This is a genomic window from Fibrobacter succinogenes subsp. succinogenes S85, from assembly GCF_000146505.1.
Classification (GTDB): Bacteria; Fibrobacterota; Fibrobacteria; order Fibrobacterales; family Fibrobacteraceae; genus Fibrobacter; species Fibrobacter succinogenes.
The window spans coordinates 520,401-535,999 of the sequence record NC_017448.1; the positions used below are offsets into that span (position 1 = coordinate 520,401).

General features: G+C 46.5%; 21 protein-coding genes. 14 read left to right on the forward strand and 7 right to left on the reverse strand.

What is annotated here, in order from left to right; all coding sequences use genetic code 11:
• The first annotated feature begins 3 nt into the window (after nt 1–3).
• From FSU_RS02200 to FSU_RS02220, 5 genes are all read left to right on the forward strand, one after another.
• Entirely contained in the window at nt 4–1,536 is a 1,533-nt protein-coding gene (locus FSU_RS02200; protein ID WP_012819910.1) for a M23 family metallopeptidase, read from the forward strand.
• Between the two features lie 167 nt (nt 1,537–1,703).
• Nucleotides 1,704–2,156 (forward strand): hypothetical protein, encoded by a 453-nt coding sequence (locus FSU_RS02205; RefSeq protein WP_012819911.1) that lies wholly within the window; start codon nt 1,704–1,706, stop codon nt 2,154–2,156.
• Nucleotides 2,157–2,299: 143 nt separating this feature from the next.
• Entirely contained in the window at nt 2,300–3,709 is a 1,410-nt protein-coding gene (leuC, locus tag FSU_RS02210) for a 3-isopropylmalate dehydratase large subunit (RefSeq protein WP_012819912.1), read from the forward strand.
• An 18-nt stretch (nt 3,710–3,727) separates the two neighbouring features.
• Nucleotides 3,728–4,336: a 3-isopropylmalate dehydratase small subunit gene (locus FSU_RS02215; RefSeq protein WP_012819913.1), complete on the forward strand. Its 609-nt coding sequence runs from the start codon at nt 3,728–3,730 to the stop codon at nt 4,334–4,336.
• Nucleotides 4,337–4,636: 300 nt separating this feature from the next.
• On the forward strand, nt 4,637–5,515 hold the full coding sequence (locus FSU_RS02220; protein ID WP_012819914.1) for a DNA-methyltransferase: 879 nt from the start codon (nt 4,637–4,639) through the stop codon (nt 5,513–5,515).
• On the opposite strand, the gene FSU_RS02225 is transcribed toward FSU_RS02220, so the two are convergent.
• Nucleotides 5,499–6,134, reverse strand: coding sequence for a hypothetical protein (locus FSU_RS02225; protein ID WP_012819915.1), 636 nt, complete (start codon nt 6,132–6,134; stop codon nt 5,499–5,501). The two genes, FSU_RS02220 and FSU_RS02225, sit on opposite strands and share 17 nt — an antisense overlap.
• Nucleotides 6,112–6,348 carry a helix-turn-helix domain-containing protein gene (locus FSU_RS02230; RefSeq protein ID WP_012819916.1) on the reverse strand — a complete coding sequence of 79 codons (237 nt, stop codon included), beginning with the start codon at nt 6,346–6,348 and terminating at the stop codon, nt 6,112–6,114. Before FSU_RS02230 ends, FSU_RS02225 begins: the two co-directional genes overlap by 23 nt.
• A gap of 339 nt (nt 6,349–6,687) precedes the next feature.
• On the opposite strand from FSU_RS02230, the gene FSU_RS02235 reads away from it, so the two are divergent.
• The 4 genes from FSU_RS02235 to FSU_RS02250 are packed head-to-tail and all read left to right on the forward strand — an operon-like array spanning nt 6,688 to nt 8,709.
• On the forward strand, nt 6,688–7,128 hold the full coding sequence (locus FSU_RS02235; RefSeq protein WP_244263700.1) for a L,D-transpeptidase family protein: 441 nt from the start codon (nt 6,688–6,690) through the stop codon (nt 7,126–7,128).
• A 20-nt stretch (nt 7,129–7,148) separates the two neighbouring features.
• Complete coding sequence (locus FSU_RS02240; RefSeq protein ID WP_012819918.1) at nt 7,149–7,826, forward strand: tetratricopeptide repeat protein; 678 nt, start codon at nt 7,149–7,151, stop codon at nt 7,824–7,826.
• Nucleotides 7,827–7,831: 5 nt separating this feature from the next.
• Nucleotides 7,832–8,260, forward strand: coding sequence for a hypothetical protein (locus FSU_RS02245; RefSeq protein ID WP_012819919.1), 429 nt, complete (start codon nt 7,832–7,834; stop codon nt 8,258–8,260).
• A gap of 11 nt (nt 8,261–8,271) precedes the next feature.
• Complete coding sequence (locus FSU_RS02250; protein ID WP_012819920.1) at nt 8,272–8,709, forward strand: GNAT family N-acetyltransferase; 438 nt, start codon at nt 8,272–8,274, stop codon at nt 8,707–8,709.
• On the opposite strand, the gene FSU_RS02255 is transcribed toward FSU_RS02250, so the two are convergent.
• Together FSU_RS02255 and FSU_RS02260 are read right to left on the reverse strand one after the other, a co-directional pair.
• Entirely contained in the window at nt 8,706–9,560 is an 855-nt protein-coding gene (locus FSU_RS02255; RefSeq protein WP_012819921.1) for a hypothetical protein, read from the reverse strand. The genes FSU_RS02250 and FSU_RS02255 overlap by 4 nt on opposite strands.
• A gap of 28 nt (nt 9,561–9,588) precedes the next feature.
• Nucleotides 9,589–10,218, reverse strand: a complete 630-nt coding sequence (locus FSU_RS02260; protein WP_012819922.1) for a PH domain-containing protein — start codon at nt 10,216–10,218, stop codon at nt 9,589–9,591.
• 167 nt (nt 10,219–10,385) lie between these two features.
• Here FSU_RS02260 and FSU_RS02265 point away from each other — a divergent pair, with 167 nt between their 5' ends.
• Nucleotides 10,386–10,904 (forward strand): hypothetical protein, encoded by a 519-nt coding sequence (locus FSU_RS02265; RefSeq protein ID WP_012819923.1) that lies wholly within the window; start codon nt 10,386–10,388, stop codon nt 10,902–10,904.
• Nucleotides 10,905–11,006: 102 nt separating this feature from the next.
• Here FSU_RS02265 and FSU_RS02270 read toward each other — a convergent pair whose 3' ends face one another.
• The 3 genes from FSU_RS02270 to FSU_RS02280 form a co-directional block, all read right to left on the reverse strand.
• Nucleotides 11,007–11,606, reverse strand: coding sequence for a superoxide dismutase (locus tag FSU_RS02270; protein ID WP_012819924.1), 600 nt, complete (start codon nt 11,604–11,606; stop codon nt 11,007–11,009).
• A 235-nt stretch (nt 11,607–11,841) separates the two neighbouring features.
• Nucleotides 11,842–12,333, reverse strand: coding sequence for a hypothetical protein (locus tag FSU_RS02275; RefSeq protein ID WP_012819925.1), 492 nt, complete (start codon nt 12,331–12,333; stop codon nt 11,842–11,844).
• Nucleotides 12,334–12,344: 11 nt separating this feature from the next.
• A complete protein-coding gene (locus FSU_RS02280; protein ID WP_012819926.1) occupies nt 12,345–12,905 on the reverse strand; it encodes a hypothetical protein in 561 nt (186 codons plus the stop codon).
• A gap of 116 nt (nt 12,906–13,021) precedes the next feature.
• Here FSU_RS02280 and FSU_RS02285 point away from each other — a divergent pair, with 116 nt between their 5' ends.
• Genes FSU_RS02285 through FSU_RS02300 form a run of 4 tightly spaced genes read left to right on the forward strand, consistent with a single transcriptional unit; the run spans nt 13,022 to nt 15,597 of the window.
• Nucleotides 13,022–13,537, forward strand: coding sequence for a hypothetical protein (locus FSU_RS02285; protein WP_012819927.1), 516 nt, complete (start codon nt 13,022–13,024; stop codon nt 13,535–13,537).
• Nucleotides 13,537–14,025 (forward strand): glycosyltransferase family 2 protein, encoded by a 489-nt coding sequence (locus FSU_RS02290; protein ID WP_049858407.1) that lies wholly within the window; start codon nt 13,537–13,539, stop codon nt 14,023–14,025. Before FSU_RS02285 ends, FSU_RS02290 begins: the two co-directional genes overlap by 1 nt.
• Nucleotides 14,026–14,041: 16 nt before the next feature.
• Nucleotides 14,042–14,503, forward strand: coding sequence for a hypothetical protein (locus FSU_RS02295; protein ID WP_041917815.1), 462 nt, complete (start codon nt 14,042–14,044; stop codon nt 14,501–14,503).
• Between the two features lie 32 nt (nt 14,504–14,535).
• Nucleotides 14,536–15,597, forward strand: coding sequence for a hypothetical protein (locus tag FSU_RS02300; RefSeq protein WP_244263701.1), 1,062 nt, complete (start codon nt 14,536–14,538; stop codon nt 15,595–15,597).
• Nucleotides 15,598–15,599: the final 2 nt, after the last annotated feature.

Consider the following 15,599-nt stretch of genomic DNA (forward strand, 5'->3'; position numbering starts at 1 on the left):
GGCATGCAAAGAAAGGTCCTAGAAAGCCTTTACAACCAAGGCGGGTTATCGCTTTTCGCCATTTCTGACGAAGAAACCTTACCCACAGAAGCCTTGCATAAATTCGCACTGGCACTTAACGCCGGTGCGCGTTTTATTGTAATTGACTTTACCGGGAAGCGCCCTTTTGAAGGGAATGCGCCTTTCCAGACCTCGCACCTTTCACAAAAGCTCCTCTCCGCCGAGGATATTCAAAAGATTACAGCCTCTTCTACAGAAGACGGGTGCATCTCATTTACAGGGACTAAGGCAATCCCCACCTCGGACATAGAATTCCGCACGCTTTACCACAACCTTAAAAACCTCGAAAAAATAGCCCCGCAAGTCATCGGCATCGTTTCGACCGAACAAGTCGAAAACGTCGGAAAGCTAGTCGCCATGGCACGACTCCTGATCATGCATGTGACACCCCTTTCCATGAAATCGGCGGCATCATTCATCGAGGACGTGAAAGAAGCGCAAAAAATCGAAATTTTGTGGCTTTCCAAGGAACGCCCGGCAAGACGAGCCTACCCCAAGGCCCGCAAGGCCATCAGCAGAAACGCAAGCGCCACCAAGGAAGCGTTCAACCTGGATTTTCAAAAGAACCCGGAAGAACTCGCCAAAGTCATCCAAAAGCTCCATAAAGTTTCAATTCTCGTGAAAAATCCGCTTGACGGATTCCCGAGACTCATCCGCAACCTGTTTCCGCTATTGCTCATCGCCGTTATTATCGCGCCATTCCTCTTTGTCACAGACATCGACAGGAGCGATTCCAACCTCCGAGACCGCATCCAGGAACGAAACCAGCTTTCCGTAGCCCCCTCGTTCGAATACACCTTTGACGGGAACGAAAGCATGCAGCGCATCGCGCGTTACGCTATCGGACGATTTGACGCGATCATCACAAACGAAAAGATGATTAAGAACTACGTAGCCAAGACACTTGAAGACAATGGCTACGGCGTGACCGCATGGGAAAAGGGCTGCCACAACATTCCGCCTAAAGGAACCACAATACGCTTTTCCCGCCCGGACGAAATCAAGCGCCCCGCCTCGGCTGATACAATCGGCGCTGCATGGAAATTCTGGACATCCGTCATTTCGGACAGCATCGCCTACATCACGGAATTTTATCATGAAACAGCCACCGCTACGCAAAGAAAGCACAACGGCATTGACGTCGCCAGCCGCCAGGGAGCACGTATTTTAGCCCCATACGGAGCCAAAGCCTGGACTAGCCGTGATGAACGCGGAGGCGTGATTATTGCACTCGTTCGTAAGCAAGACGTTATCTTGTTTATGCATTGCGACAAGCTCCTTTATCTGAACGGCCAGGAGGTCATGCCGGGTGACCCGATTGCCACCGTAGGCACCACAGGACACACCACTGGACCGCATGCGCATATCGTTACGGGACTCGTCAGCAAGAAGGGAAAAAAGAGGATAGGCAACGTCCGTTACGACGTCATAGACCCCATAAAGTGGTTTTACAAATTCAAGCCGACCTCCAAATAAACTTTTTTGGTGTTTTTCGTCACACCTAACGTAAAAACATGCCAAAAACGGGCTTTCGTAACAGTAATTTTACACCCTTACTATCGCAAATTAATCCACAATTAAGTAACTTTGGTACACGGGATTGATGTAGTTAAAAAACAATGTCAAAACAAAAGGATTAGGACATGAAACATTCCATCATTGGGGCATCCCTCTTCATCGCAGTAGCACTCATCACCGGTTGCTCTAGCGTTGTCACCCCCAAAGCCGAACTTGCCGTTCACAACGACTCGGTACACGATATTCCCGCCATTGACAGCCTCATCGTCAGCATGAAGCAAGACTACATTAAGCAGTGCTATATGCCTGTTGCTAGCCACTTGCCGCCTGAAAATTCCTGCCAGTCCGACTTGTTCCAGATGGTCGAACGCCGCTACCACATGGAATACAACCAGAACCACGTTGCCGCCGCTAGCAACGAACTCTTCTTCAAGGACGTCGTTCCGGAAATCAACAAGAAGGTCAAGAGAGAACCGGCACTTCGCGATCCGCTGCGCCGCGCATTCTCCAACAGCAACGAAATGCTCGCCTACTACAAAGACAAGTATAAGTTCAACACCCAGATTGAACAGTTCTAATTCCATTTTTCTTGTTAAGACTACATTAAACACGGCTCACAAGGCTGTGTTTTTTGTTTATTCTTTCGTCTTTCGTCTTTCGTCTTTCGTCTAAAATTCTATATTTACGCCCGCAATAAAACAAACCTAAAAGAGACAAATCTATGGGAAAATCACTCTATCAGAAAATTTTCGAAAGCCACACGGTAGCTAAGCTCCCGAGCGGCCAGTGCCAGCTCTTTATCGGGCTTCACCTCTGCCACGAAGTGACGAGTCCGCAGGCCTTCGCCCAGCTCCGCGAAGAAGGCCAGAAGGTGCTGTTCCCGGAACGCACTTTTGCCACGGTCGACCACATTATCCCGACCACTTTCCCGGAACGTAACCGCCCGCTCCAGGACGGCATTTCCGAAGAGATGTTCTCCCATATCGAAAACAACACCAAGAATAACGGCATCAAGTTCTTTGGCCCCAGCACCTGCGAACAGGGCGTTATCCACATCGTTGGCCCGGAAGAAGGCGTTACGCAGCCGGGTATGACCGTTGCTTGCGGTGACTCTCACACGGCAACGCACGGTGCATTCGGTGCTATCGCATTCGGTATCGGCACAAGCCAGGTGGCAGACGTTCTCGCCACCCAGACGCTCGCCATGAGCCCCTTGAAGACTCGCCGCATCAAGTTCACCGGCAAGCTCAAGCCGGGTGTGACCGCCAAGGACGTAGCCCTTGCTTACATCGCTAAGCTCGGTGTGAACGGTGGCGTTGGCTACGCTTACGAATTTGCAGGTCCGGTCATCGAAGAAATGGGCATGGAAGGCCGTATGACGGTCTGCAACATGGCTATCGAAGGCGGCGCCCGCGTCGGTTACTGCAACCCCGACGAAAAGACTTTTGAATACCTCAAGGGCCGTCCGTACGCCCCGAAGGCCGACAAGTGGGACGAAGCCGTTGCTTACTGGAAGTCCGTGGCTACCGACGCCGACGCTCAGTTTGACGACGAAGTCGAAATCAACTGCGACAACCTCGAACCGATGGTCACCTGGGGTATCACTCCGGCTCAAGCCATCCCGCTCAACGGCAACATGCCGAAGATCGACGAATTCGAAGGCAGCGAAAAGAAGGTCATTTCCGAAGCCTACGAATACATGGGCTGGGAAGAAGGTTCCAAGATGATTGGCCGCCCGATCGACATCGCATTCGTGGGTAGCTGCACTAACGGCCGCCTCTCCGACTTGCAGGCCGCCGCCGAAATCATCAAGGGCCACAAGGTTGCCCCGACCGTCAAGATGTGGGTCGTTCCGGGCTCCATGAAGATCAAGGTGGAAGCCGAACAGCTCGGTCTCGACAAGATCTTTAAGGAAGCCGGTGCCGAATGGCGCGAAGCAGGCTGCTCGCTCTGCCTCGCCATGAACCCGGATAAGCTCAAGGGTCGCCAGGTCAGCGCAAGCTCCAGCAACCGTAACTTCAAGGGCCGCCAGGGCAGCCCGACGGGCCGCACCATCCTCATGAGCCCCGCCATGGTGGCAGCAGCCGCCATCGAAGGCAAGATCACCGACGTCCGCAAGTACATCAAGTAACGCAAGGAGATTTAAAAAATGAATTCTATCGACATTGTTAAAGGTTCCGGCGTTCCTGTACGCGGCAACGACATCGACACAGACCGTATCATCCCGGCACGCTTCCTCAAGTGCGTGACTTTCGAAGGCCTCGGCGCAAACGCCTTTGCCGACGATATCGCAGGCCTCGCCGCTCAGGGCAAGGTCCACCCCTTCCGCGATCCGGCCTACAAGAACGGTTCCATTCTCGTTTCGAACCAGAACTTCGGTTGCGGTTCCAGCCGTGAACACGCTCCGCAGGCTCTCAAGCGCTGGGGCATCCGCGCCATCATCGCCGAAAGCTACTCCGAAATCTTCTTCGGTAACTGTGTGGCCATTGGCGTGCCTTGCTACAAGGTAAGCCACGAAGTTGCAGACAAGATCCTCTCCTGGATTGAAGCACACCCGAGCGAAGAACTCGTGACGAGCACCGAAAGCCGTACGCTCAAGATGGGTGACGAAACCATCGAGCTCACGCTTGCCGACGGCCCGCGCGGTCAGTTCCTCGACGGCTCCTGGCACGCACGTTCCGCCCTCATGGCCAACGCCGACAAGGTGCAGGAACTCGCCAAGAAGTTGCCGTACATGCAGTTCCTCAAAAATGCGTAAGGCGAGAGTCGCGCCCAAGCTTGCTTGGGCATGACAGAGCCTAGCATTTTGTACTTGAGCGAAGCGAGAGTACCAGTAATTCGGATTGTCATCCTGGAGCCACGAAAGTGGCGATAGGATCCAGTCACATTTCAAAAACGTCCAGGTTAAAAAACCTGGGCGTTTTTTACTGATTCTGTTTATAACGTCTTTTTGGTCTTAGAAAAAAGCCCTAATCAAACAACACCAAATTTGCCTTTATTTTAATAATTTTCATTGGGAAATAATACTATCTTTAAACAAGATTACAAGCAGGTATGTATGTGCTACAAAGTTTTTAATGAAGATTGCTTTGACTGGATGGAAAATCAGTCTGAAAACACGATAACTGCTATTGTTACGGATCCTCCGTATGGAGTTAAAGAATATACAGAAAAAGAGCTTGTAAAAAAAAGAGCCGGTTCGGGAGGCATTTGGCGAATACCTCAAAAATTTGATGGATGTACCCGTCAACCAGTTCCCAGATTTAGCGTTATCAATGATGATCCAGAAGAACGAAAAAACGTCTATTTGTTTTTTGAAAGATGGGCTCGACTTGCAAAAAAAATTCTTGTCCCTGGCGGACACATTTTCCTAGCCTCTACGCCATTGTTGTCTGATATTGTTGGTTCCGCACTTAGGTCCGCAGGATTGGAAAAAAGAGGTGAGATAATTCGTTCTGTTTGTACATTAAGAGGTGGAGATCGTCCCAAAAATGCGGAAGACGAATTTCCTGAATTATCTGTTATTCCAAAGGCTTTGTGGGAGCCTTGGTGCTTATACAGAAAACCTTTGGCAGAGAAAACAGTTGCTGAAAATCTAAGGGTCTGGAAAGCAGGAGCATTACGAAGACCTGCTATAGACAGACCATTTTCTGATTTTATTCAAAGCGAGAAAACACCAAAAATTGAGCGTGACATTGTAAATCATCCAAGCATTAAGCCACAGTCTTTTTTAAGACAAATTGTACGAGCAGCATTGCCTTTGGGAGAAGGCATAGTCCTTGATCCATTCTCTGGAAGTGGTTCGACGTTGGCGGCAGCCGATTATTTGGGTTATGACAGCATTGGCGTAGAAAAAGATACTGAATTTTTCAGGCAATCTCTTCATGCCATTCCTAAATTGTCTAAACTTTACGGACAAACTACTCTGCAAATATAGAGTAGTAAGGGATTGCCAAATCTAATTTTCTACGATTTCTCTTAAGAGCTTCTGTTATTGTACAGTATTCAGAATTAAGATAAATCGTACCATCTCTTAATTTAGCCGTTCCAATATTTGTTGTTATATAGGTTTCCGTACGTTGAGAGTCATTCTCATTTCTTTCACTACCCTGATATTTCCAATCTGAATTCTGCTGTTCGAAACCTATAAGATTGGCGATTTCAACCTGCGAAAAATCAATATTCCCATTTTCTAGAACAACAAAGCATACGACAATATGCCATCCAGAATGCCCGTTATGCCCTTCCCCACCTTTTAATGGTTTGTTCGATGCTTTGACTTCTAACCCAATTCCATTATTCATATTTTTTAAATCAGGATATCTCTGGTCAGAAAAAGCCTTATATGGGCTACACTCATCTAGCATTTTCGTGAAAACATTGGATACAATACCACTAAAATTATTTGATTGGATTATTTTGCTAAGCGCAACACCAGTTTTGTCCTTGATTAAGGAAAAAAGATCTTGAGTTTTCTCCAAAGCCTTGTAAATGGAATCTAGAGTTAATTCTGGAGGAAGGGGAACTTCATGCCTAAGATTTCTTCTGCTTAACATACAACTCCTTAATATTTATATCGAGGTATTGTATGAGTTTTATAGCATGAAAAAAAGAGATATTGCGTTCAGCCCTTTCTATCATTCCTATGTAAGTTCTATGCAAATCTAGTTCAAAACCAAGTTCTTCTTGACTAAGACCTTTCTTTACACGAGCATCGTGTACTAGATTACCAAATTTTTTTAACAATGGATTTTTATTAGACTTACTCATACAAGTTAGAGTTAGTTTAACAAAAACGATTTTAGTTTTCTACATACTAACCGTAGCATTTGCATACTAAATGTAGCATTTAATTATATGAATAAAGGGTTTTAGGGCAGAACCCTAGGCGAATGGAAAGCGTAAGATGCAAGGAGATGGCGGCTCAAGGCCGCCATGACGATGCAGCTGTAGCGAGGGGAAAGCTTTCCCCTCCCCTATTCAAAAAATCTATATTCGTTCACAAAGAATTTCTGCGGAAACAAGATGACAATCAATCGAATACTCCTCCTACTTTTACTAACATTTCTTTTGTTCTCGTGCTCATCGGAAAAGGAATCCCCCAAAGTTATGCTCACCTCACCCGTTGACAACATCCTCGTAGAAAAGGCGAAACGCCAAATGCACTTGCGAAGCGGCGAGAATATCGTCAAGACATACAAAATTTCGCTAGGCAAGAATCCCGTGGGCGCAAAGGTCAAGTCCGGCGACAACAAGACTCCCGAAGGCAACTACACCATCGAAAGGCACAACCCCAAAAGCATTTTTCATTTATCGCTGAAGGTTTCGTACCCGAACGCAGAGCAAATCAAGGCCGCGAAAGAAGGTAACTACGAGCCAGGCGGAGACATCATGATCCACGGCTATCCGAACAAGATTCCAGCGTTCCTCTTTAAATTCTGGCATAAATGGAAAGATTGGACAGCCGGCTGCATCGCGGTCACAAACGACGAAATCGAAGAAATCTATGACGCCGTCAAAGACGGAACACCGATAACAATTCTGCCTTAATATAAACTATATTGTTTATCATGAAAAAGATTTTAATTACCCTATTCACAATTTGCATAGCACAAACTTTTGCCGCCAAAGCCACGCCCGAGCAATGGATCGCAAAAGCCAACGGAGTACTGAAAGAACAGCCTCGCATTTCTTCAAAGTATATTTACCCAGGCCTTGAACCGAGTAGCGTATTTGAGGCATCGGCAATACTGGACTCCGCAACCAAGGAATACCCTTACCGAATCGATATGTGGCTTGGGCAAGTTCAGTTATTCGGTGAAATAAACGAATGCGGAATGCAATCTAAATTTTTTGACAAGATTAACACATTGCTGAAAACGAAAAAAGATAAATGCGAACTTGCCGGCGGAAAAAAAATCAACAAAGCCGAAAAGCTGCTCGAAGGCGAATTTACCATTGTCATAAGGAAATACTTTGATCTGGAGTACGATTCCTGCTACGAATACATGTCTCGCCAGATGTACAAACTTCTTCCCAATAGCGTCGAAGCGTTGAACGCCATGAGCATCCACTACATGCTTCAGAAAAACGACAGTGCGCTCGCTCTTCTTGAACGAGCAAATAAGATCGCCCCTACCGATTGCATTGTACTATCAAACCTTGCGCTATATTACAAACGAAAAGGCAATACGAAAAAAGAAGATGAATACAAGAAGAAACAAGATTTGTTCTGCAAAGAAAAATAATTTCCATGAGTTTCATAAAAATTTCCTTAATTTTTCTGGTGGCCGCAACAGCATTTTCCTGTAGCGACAAACAAGAATCAAGCAGCAACAACGTAGACACCAAAGCCATAGAAAAAATCCAAACTTTCTATACCAATTACATTTTCGGAGACGAGTTCGCGAACGATTCCGTCATTGCGAAGTATTGCACAAAGAATCTCGCCCAGGAACTTTCAAAAGCGTACGACAACGAGTTCAGCGATGGTGGCGGCTACGCGGTCTGGAAATTCCGCAGCGACGCGCAAGACGGCGAGGACATCCGAGAAATCGAAAAAATCGAACCTCTTGGCGATGGCAAATACCTTGTCCATTACAACGACATGGGCAACAAAGGGTCGCACACCATCACCATCGTCCAGCAAAGCGGCGAGATTTTCTTCGACAAAATTGATTGAAAGGTTACCCAATGGATATTAAAGTTCTCCGTGCAACAGAAGAATGGCAGCGTGCAGGCGCATATAGCGTGCGCATCCAGGCAATGAATCGGGCGTACCACATTTCGCTCCGTGATGAATTTGACGAGCACGATTGCGACGGCACGAAATTCATCGTTTTACTGGATGACGAATATCCTGTTGCGACGTGCAGATTCTACGAGATTGATGCAGAAACGGCAACGATTGGGCGCGTAGTCGTCATGCCGGAATATCGCGGTCAAAAGCTCGGTGCCATGGCTGTCCGCGAAGCTGAAAAATGGATTGCAGAATGCGGCTACAAACAGATTATCATTGACAGCCGCTTGGAAGCCACAGGCTTTTACGAAAAACTCGGCTACAAGCATACAGGCGACAAACCGCACCGCTGGGGAGTCTTTGACTGCACCCGCATGAAAAAAATTTTCTAGAACTTGATTGTCACATCAACTCGCGTGGCATCAGGATTTTTCGCTATACGAATCACACCCCAAGTAGAAAAGCCAACAAATCCTACCAGTGACGCCAAGCCCACATGTTTCCAGTTATAGTCTTCATCTAACGCATACGACACAGGAATTTCTACAACCATTGATGTAAGTGCCACAAAAATCGCACCATAGAGTCCCCCAAAAATACCCCAACCAATGCTCGTTTCGGTATCTTGATACATGTGAACCGATTTCACGTCATCAATCCTATAGTTTAAATCACTCTGTATTTGCATTTTTTTCAGAGGTGTCCAATAATCAAGATTTTGCGTGTTCTTTTTCGATTTATTGCAGATATCTTCTGAAGCATCATTTTTCTTACCGTTTTTTTTCGGGTACTCCCATAACGATACTTGTTTAGCTTTAGAAAACTGATCCCGTTCAAGCGAAGCACAATATTGCTGTTTGTGCTCTTCAACAACTTCTAATAGATTACCCTCTCTGCAATTATCGGTCTGATTTCCAAAACAAGTTTTTTCATGATGCGTATTGATTTCGCTAGTCATGATGGGTTCGCCCTTTTCATCTAAAAACTCAATTTTGCAAAATGGAGAACCATCACGTTTAGACCAGCACCAATAGAAATTCAAGATGGTCTCTATAGGCGCTTCTTCGGCTTGTTTCTCATCTAACAAAAAAGCCGTCGTTCTAACAGATCGGTTAAAATCAAGAAACGCATCCTGCGAAGATTGAAATTCGTACCTTCTTATTTCACGTTTTTCGTCATCACTAGCAAAAGAAAATGAAGCCGTTAAAAACAACAAGCAACAAATTAAATAACGCAAATTCACTTACCCATTCCTTAATTATTGATTTTTATTACCCACGATACTTTGTATTGTACCCGTGATTTTCACGAGGACGCAAATCATTCGGATACATCACATCGGCGTACACATCTTGCTGTAGCTTTTTCACGATGTTGTAGACTTCGATGTAATTGGAAATACTATCGATAGAAATGCCTGCATTCGTAGAGGTCGTCCTTCCGTTCCGCGTTACAGGATTCGCCTGAGCCGAAGTCGTAATAACATCTCCCACGCCAAACCACTGGTCAAAAATGCCGCGGTGCAAATCCACATGCGAAAGTTCCGCAAACGGTTTTGAATTGTAGTGTTTGCTGAAAACACCTCCAGACGCATATATAGCCTTGTCCGTAACGATATAATTCGTATTCTGGTAACGCCTAAACGACAAGAGCGCCCCGCCGAGGTAAATCCAGACCGGCATCAAGTGGAGCAACATGAACGGGACCAAGAAAAATCCGATATGTTCATCTTTGGAAGAAAGCGAAGCACCAATAAAACCAAAATCAATAACGCCCCAAATCAATGCAAACGGGAGCAACGGATTAAAAATGCTTTCGAAGATGAAGCACTTTTTGTTGGGCTTCCCCGCATAAATGATTTTTTCGTCTTTACCAATTAACAGTTTAAGTTCATTGTCCATAAATACGCTCCGGAATGATGAACTATAATAAATTACAATATTTTATTGAGATTTTGAAAATCACGTTTGTTTTTGTTTACAATTTTATCAAAAATTAAGATATATTATAGAAGCCCCTTTTTATAAAAAGGTAGGGGAAAATCAACTTTTAGGGTATGGAGATTAAAATGGAAGAACAGAACATCCATTCGGCAGAAGTCCAAAAACAAATGAGAAAGGTGGGGCTGAAAATTGCGTTTATCATGGCGCTATTGATGAGTTTCGGGCTTTCGCTTACCGGCCAGCTGATGGCGGAACACCCGCCAGAGATGCCGACAATTGCAATCGTCATCGGATTCTTGAAATGTTTCGCCTTGAGCTTTGTGATTAGCTTTGTGATTGGCTTTTTTGTGCCGATTTCCAAGGTGAACGCCGCCCTCGCCCGCAAGTTCCATCTGCAGCCACACACGCCAAAGGCTCATTTCGTGGAATCGCTTGCTTCGAACTTAATCTACACACCGCTAATCACAACTGCCATGGTCTGCTTCGTGTACTTCACAATGATGCCAGAAGGCCACAAGCCGCCGTTCCTTGCGATGTTCATTTTCTCACAGGTCGTTTGCCTTGTCGTAGCGCAAGTGTTGATTATGGTATTCGTGCCAATTATCATGAAGCTTGTGCTGCCGAAAATGCCACCGCAACAATAACAGTAGACAATCGGCAGTAGGCAGTAAGAAGTAAAAACGCACGGGATGACCCGTGCGTGTTTTGTTTTTTAATGAGTTCCCTGCTTTAGGCCGGGAAGAAAGCTAGCCGAGGCGTTCGTTCACGACATCCCAGTTGACGATACTCCACAGCGACTTCAGGTAATCCGGACGACGATTACGGTAGTCTATGTAGTAGGCGTGTTCCCACACATCGAACGTAAGAAGCGGTTTGAGTCCCTTGGTGATCGGGTTCTGGGCGTTGCCCTCCTGCGTAATCACAAGCTTGCCCGTATCCAGCGCCGAGAGCCAAACCCAACCAGAGCCAAAAAGTCCAGCCCCCTTCGTCTGGAAATCTTCCTGGAACTTTTCAAACGATCCAAAATCACGTTCAATCAACTTTGCGATTTCACCCGTCGGGACATTGCTCATCGTCGGAGCCTTGAACTGCAAAAAGTACATAGCATGGTTCAAAATCTGCCCTGCGTTATTGAACACGCCACCTTCGGACGTCTTTACGATTTCTTCAAGGGACTTGCCTTCGAAAGCGCTCCCCGGAAGTGCGGCATTGAGATTGTTCACGTACGTCTGCAAGTGCTTGCCAAAATGGAACAGCATCGTTTCTTGGCTTAATGCAGGAGCCAAATCAGCCATCCCGTACGGAAGCACTGGCATTTCAAATTTTCCATTGACTGGTTCAAACATGAAGAACCCTCCTTTTTTGGATAGTTTTTATCATTGCTCAAAGTAAATATATACTCGTCCAGCGCACTATCGTATCAAAAAAGTAAGAAATGATTATTCCATATTAAAAGGGAAAAAAACTATAAACAGGAGATGCCCGCTCAGAGGCGGGCATGACAAGACCGGCACAGCGGCCGGGATACTGCATAAAGACAATGCCCGCTCAGTGGCGGGCATGACTAGAAATTAAAGTCGATTATTCTTCGTCGCCTTCGTCGGAACCTTCATCGCTAGCAGCAGCTGCGGCGGCATAGTTACCGAGCAAGATGCTCACGTCCACAGACTGGAGGTCTGCAAGGCTCTTCACGCCCGTTTTCTTGTCTTCTTCGACCTTGCCGAAGTTAGCGACAATGACGTTTGCAGAACTGGCTTCAAAGCGGCGAGTCTTATTGGCGAGGCTCATGTTGCCCTTTGTTGCCGGGAAGAACTTGGCTTCGAGTCTAGCCATGTCCTGGGAGGTTCTAACAGTCTGGAGAGCTCCGCATGCGATGGCCCAAGTGGACTTGTTCATTTCGATGCCGTTGTTCACCAAATCAAGCACCATGGAGTTACCCTTGAAGGACTTGTTTGTCGTGGCTTCGTAATGTTCCCTGGCCTGGTTCACATAGTTACCCTTCTGCATGAAGAGCATGGCGATAACACCAAAGACGAGAACGGTAAGAGCAATGGAAATATTCTTTAAATTCATGACGTTCTCCCTTATTCAAAATGGTATTCAGCCGGCTTTTCGATCTTGAGGCTGTTTGCAAGGTTATACTGGACCAATGCGCTGTAGTCAACGTTCTTGAGCTTGCCCTTGGCATAGCTGAACTTCACAACGCAATTCTTACCGCAAGCGACTTCCTTAGAACCCTTTTCGTTCTTGAGGAGAATCGTGCCTTCAGCAAGGCCAGCCTTCTGGAAAATGCCGTTCTGCACAGCGTCATTAATGCCAGCGCCAGTGTAAAGGTGAGAAATCTGCTTGAAGCGAGCATCCTTGTCGGATTCGATAGCAGCAAGAGCGCTCTTGAATGCGGCTTCGCTCTTAGCACCGGAGAGCACCGTGTAAACAAGCTTCCAAGCCATGCTGTACTGGTCCACAGAACGCCACTGTTCCACGAGAACCTGAGTATTCTTTTCCAAATAAGCCGACTCCTGTTCGTTTGCAGTGCGTTTTGCCTGTTCCTCATAGCCGCCCTTGAGCGTCATCAGGATAATGATGAGAGCGACGAGGATGACAACGTCAGCCACGACGAGGATCTTCATTTTCTTTTTATCCATAGTATTCCTTTAGAAAAAGTCGTTTCAGAAACAATCTAAACTTTAATTTAAAAAAATCAAGAAAATTTAAAGTAAAAATAGAGCTCTTAGACGCCTATTTTTTATATTCTTCATGTATGAAAGTCGACATCAACAAATTACCGTCCCAAATTATCTACAACAACCTCAAGGAAATGGTCCGCGCCAAGAATACCGCGCACGATTCCATTTTCAAGTTCCATTGGAAAAAGATGTGGCCGTTCAGCCTTATTTGGCCGCAAGTGGATTTTGTCCGTATCGTAAGGCTCATGGACGAACTGCGCAAGAACGTGGTTTCACAAAAGGCGCTCATCAAGGAAGCGAAGTCCAAAGCTAAGCCGTACGAAAAGACGTTTCTCGACACCGTGCCAGCTTATTTAGACAACTTTGATACATCTTGCAAGTGCCTTGCCGATGTTGCCCAGTGGAAGCAGGACATGCTCGAAAAGAAGCTTCACCACGATGTGAAGATGATACGCGACGTTTCGGAATACAACAACATTCTCAAGGCATACGAGAAGGCACAAAACGATCTTGTGCAGGCAGGAGCATTTGTTCGTGCCGGCTGGGTCGAAGTGATTCAAGGCATCACAAAAGAGGGCGAAGGCAAATAATGCCCGCAGTAAGCGTCATTATCCCCCTGTACAACACAGAGGCGTTCATCAAGGACTGCCTCGATAGTCTCGTTGCACAGACATTTACGGATTTTGAAGTCATCATTGTCGATGACGGATCCACCGACGGTGGCGCAAGAATAGCGGCAAGCTACGCCTCGGCAGACACGCGCTTCAAGCTCATTGGACAACCGAACAAGGGACCATCCGAAGCCCGCAATACAGGACTCAAGATTATGCGAGGGGAATACGTTACGTTTATCGATAGCGATGACTGCGTGGCCCCGAACTTTCTGGAAACGTTATTTTTCATAGCGCAATTGCATAAGGCCGATGTCGCCTGCTGTTCCATCAAGAATATCGATGAAGCGTACAAGTGCGACGGCACAACGCCCAACACATCTATTTCGGCAAGCCTCACGCCAGAAGAAGCGGCCAGAATTTCGCTTTACCAGGACTCATTGCCGGATTACTCCCGCCTGGAATAAGCTATACAAGGCCGACTTGTGGAAAGGGAAGTTTTTCCCGGCAAATACGATTTACGAAGATCTCGCCGTCATTCCCGAAATTTTGCTTGGAGCAAACAAAGTAGTAACGACAAAGTCACACCTCTACTTTTACCGCAAGCGCGCCGGAAGCGAACTCGCCACGCAGACTGGCAGCACAAAAATCATCCTTTTGCTAGACATTGCCGAAGACGTTTTCGAAAAGATGAAGCATATTTCGAAGCCGCTTTACAAAGCTGCCCGCAGTATGCTCGTGAGCGCAAGCTTCAGCATATTGATGCGCACTAGTGACGATGAAAAATTTGCAGAAAGCCGCAAAAGAGCGATTGCGCACATCCGTAAATATCGTTTTGGCACGTTCTTTGATTTGAGAATTCGCATGCGCAACCGCATGGCCATTTTGCTTTCGTACCTCCCCCGTTCAATCTTTTTGAAGATTCTTAAGAAAGGTCTTTCGTGATTCCCTTAACGTTCAAAGAAGTCGTTATCCGCATGGCGCGGCGCATCCTTGGAGAGGAGCGCGTACACGACCGTTTGATTGAACGAGGGATTAAGTTAAGGCATTTACAGGACGGGTACTCAAGAAATGGCGAGATTCTCGAAAGTTGCGACGGTGGCGAGAGTCGCGATGGTGGCGAGAGTCGCCAGACGCTCATATTCATGGCTGACGGCAAGTGGATGCACGGCGGGCTCACGGACCGCTTGCGCGGAATGGCAAGTGCGTACAAGTTTGCTACCGAGCACAATCTTGACTTCAAGATTTTCCACACTTCGCCGTTTTTGCTTCAAGAAATTTTGCAGCCGAATAAAGTCGACTGGATTATTGACGAACACGAAATAAGCCACAATTGCGAAATTGCCAAGCCCGTATTACTTTACCGCGAGGATTTCAATAATGATTCTGCGCTAGAAAGGCAGCTGGATTCTAGGCACAAGCAGTTCCATCTTTATTCGTGCGTAGACACTGTCGGCGAAGAATTCCCTAAATACTTTAACGAGCTTTTCAAGCCTTCCCCGCTATTAGAAAATGAACTTGCGCATTACAGCGAACTGCTAGGCGAAAACTACACCGCTATTTCGTTCCGCTTCCAAAACAAGCTCGGAGATTTTAAGGAATTCACGTTCAAGGAATTGTCAGAGAAGGGCAAGCGGAAACTGTTGAGTGCGGCGATAAATGTTTTGAAGAAGGAGATGCCCCATCAAGTGGGGCATGACAATTCAGATACAGCATTGTCATGCCCGCCAGTGAGCGGGCATCACCATCTCGTCAATGAAACAAGTAAAATACTTGTAACGGCGGATAGTCCGACGTTCCTTGCAGAAGCGGAGAAATTGCCGAACGTTGTTACGGTCAAGGGCAAAAGCATCCACATCGACTTCAACAGTTCCAAGAACGCTACAGATTATCTGAAAGCGTTCACAGAATTTTTCTTGATTTCAAAGGCTTCCAAAGCAATCCTTTACCGTAATCGCAAATACAAGACGTATCCGTCAAACTTTCCAAAGTATGCGGCAATGCTTGGGCATGTGCCGTACGAGATTGTAGAAGAATAAGC

Coding starts and splice junctions, on each gene's coding strand:
- FSU_RS02265 (WP_012819923.1), top strand. CDS start 10,386: ATGGAAGAACAGAACATCCATTCGGCAGAAGTCCAAAAACAAATGAGA.
- FSU_RS02260 (WP_012819922.1), bottom strand. CDS start 10,218: ATGGACAATGAACTTAAACTGTTAATTGGTAAAGACGAAAAAATCATT.
- FSU_RS02220 (WP_012819914.1), top strand. CDS start 4,637: ATGTGCTACAAAGTTTTTAATGAAGATTGCTTTGACTGGATGGAAAAT.
- FSU_RS02245 (WP_012819919.1), top strand. CDS start 7,832: ATGAGTTTCATAAAAATTTCCTTAATTTTTCTGGTGGCCGCAACAGCA.
- FSU_RS02275 (WP_012819925.1), bottom strand. CDS start 12,333: ATGAATTTAAAGAATATTTCCATTGCTCTTACCGTTCTCGTCTTTGGT.
- FSU_RS02205 (WP_012819911.1), top strand. CDS start 1,704: ATGAAACATTCCATCATTGGGGCATCCCTCTTCATCGCAGTAGCACTC.
- FSU_RS02240 (WP_012819918.1), top strand. CDS start 7,149: ATGAAAAAGATTTTAATTACCCTATTCACAATTTGCATAGCACAAACT.
- FSU_RS02225 (WP_012819915.1), bottom strand. CDS start 6,134: ATGTTAAGCAGAAGAAATCTTAGGCATGAAGTTCCCCTTCCTCCAGAA.
- FSU_RS02285 (WP_012819927.1), top strand. CDS start 13,022: ATGAAAGTCGACATCAACAAATTACCGTCCCAAATTATCTACAACAAC.
- FSU_RS02290 (WP_049858407.1), top strand. CDS start 13,537: ATGCCCGCAGTAAGCGTCATTATCCCCCTGTACAACACAGAGGCGTTC.
- FSU_RS02215 (WP_012819913.1), top strand. CDS start 3,728: ATGAATTCTATCGACATTGTTAAAGGTTCCGGCGTTCCTGTACGCGGC.
- FSU_RS02230 (WP_012819916.1), bottom strand. CDS start 6,348: ATGAGTAAGTCTAATAAAAATCCATTGTTAAAAAAATTTGGTAATCTA.
- FSU_RS02235 (WP_244263700.1), top strand. CDS start 6,688: ATGCTCACCTCACCCGTTGACAACATCCTCGTAGAAAAGGCGAAACGC.
- FSU_RS02300 (WP_244263701.1), top strand. CDS start 14,536: ATGGCGCGGCGCATCCTTGGAGAGGAGCGCGTACACGACCGTTTGATT.
- leuC (WP_012819912.1), top strand. CDS start 2,300: ATGGGAAAATCACTCTATCAGAAAATTTTCGAAAGCCACACGGTAGCT.
- FSU_RS02280 (WP_012819926.1), bottom strand. CDS start 12,905: ATGGATAAAAAGAAAATGAAGATCCTCGTCGTGGCTGACGTTGTCATC.
- FSU_RS02200 (WP_012819910.1), top strand. CDS start 4: ATGCAAAGAAAGGTCCTAGAAAGCCTTTACAACCAAGGCGGGTTATCG.
- FSU_RS02250 (WP_012819920.1), top strand. CDS start 8,272: ATGGATATTAAAGTTCTCCGTGCAACAGAAGAATGGCAGCGTGCAGGC.
- FSU_RS02270 (WP_012819924.1), bottom strand. CDS start 11,606: ATGTTTGAACCAGTCAATGGAAAATTTGAAATGCCAGTGCTTCCGTAC.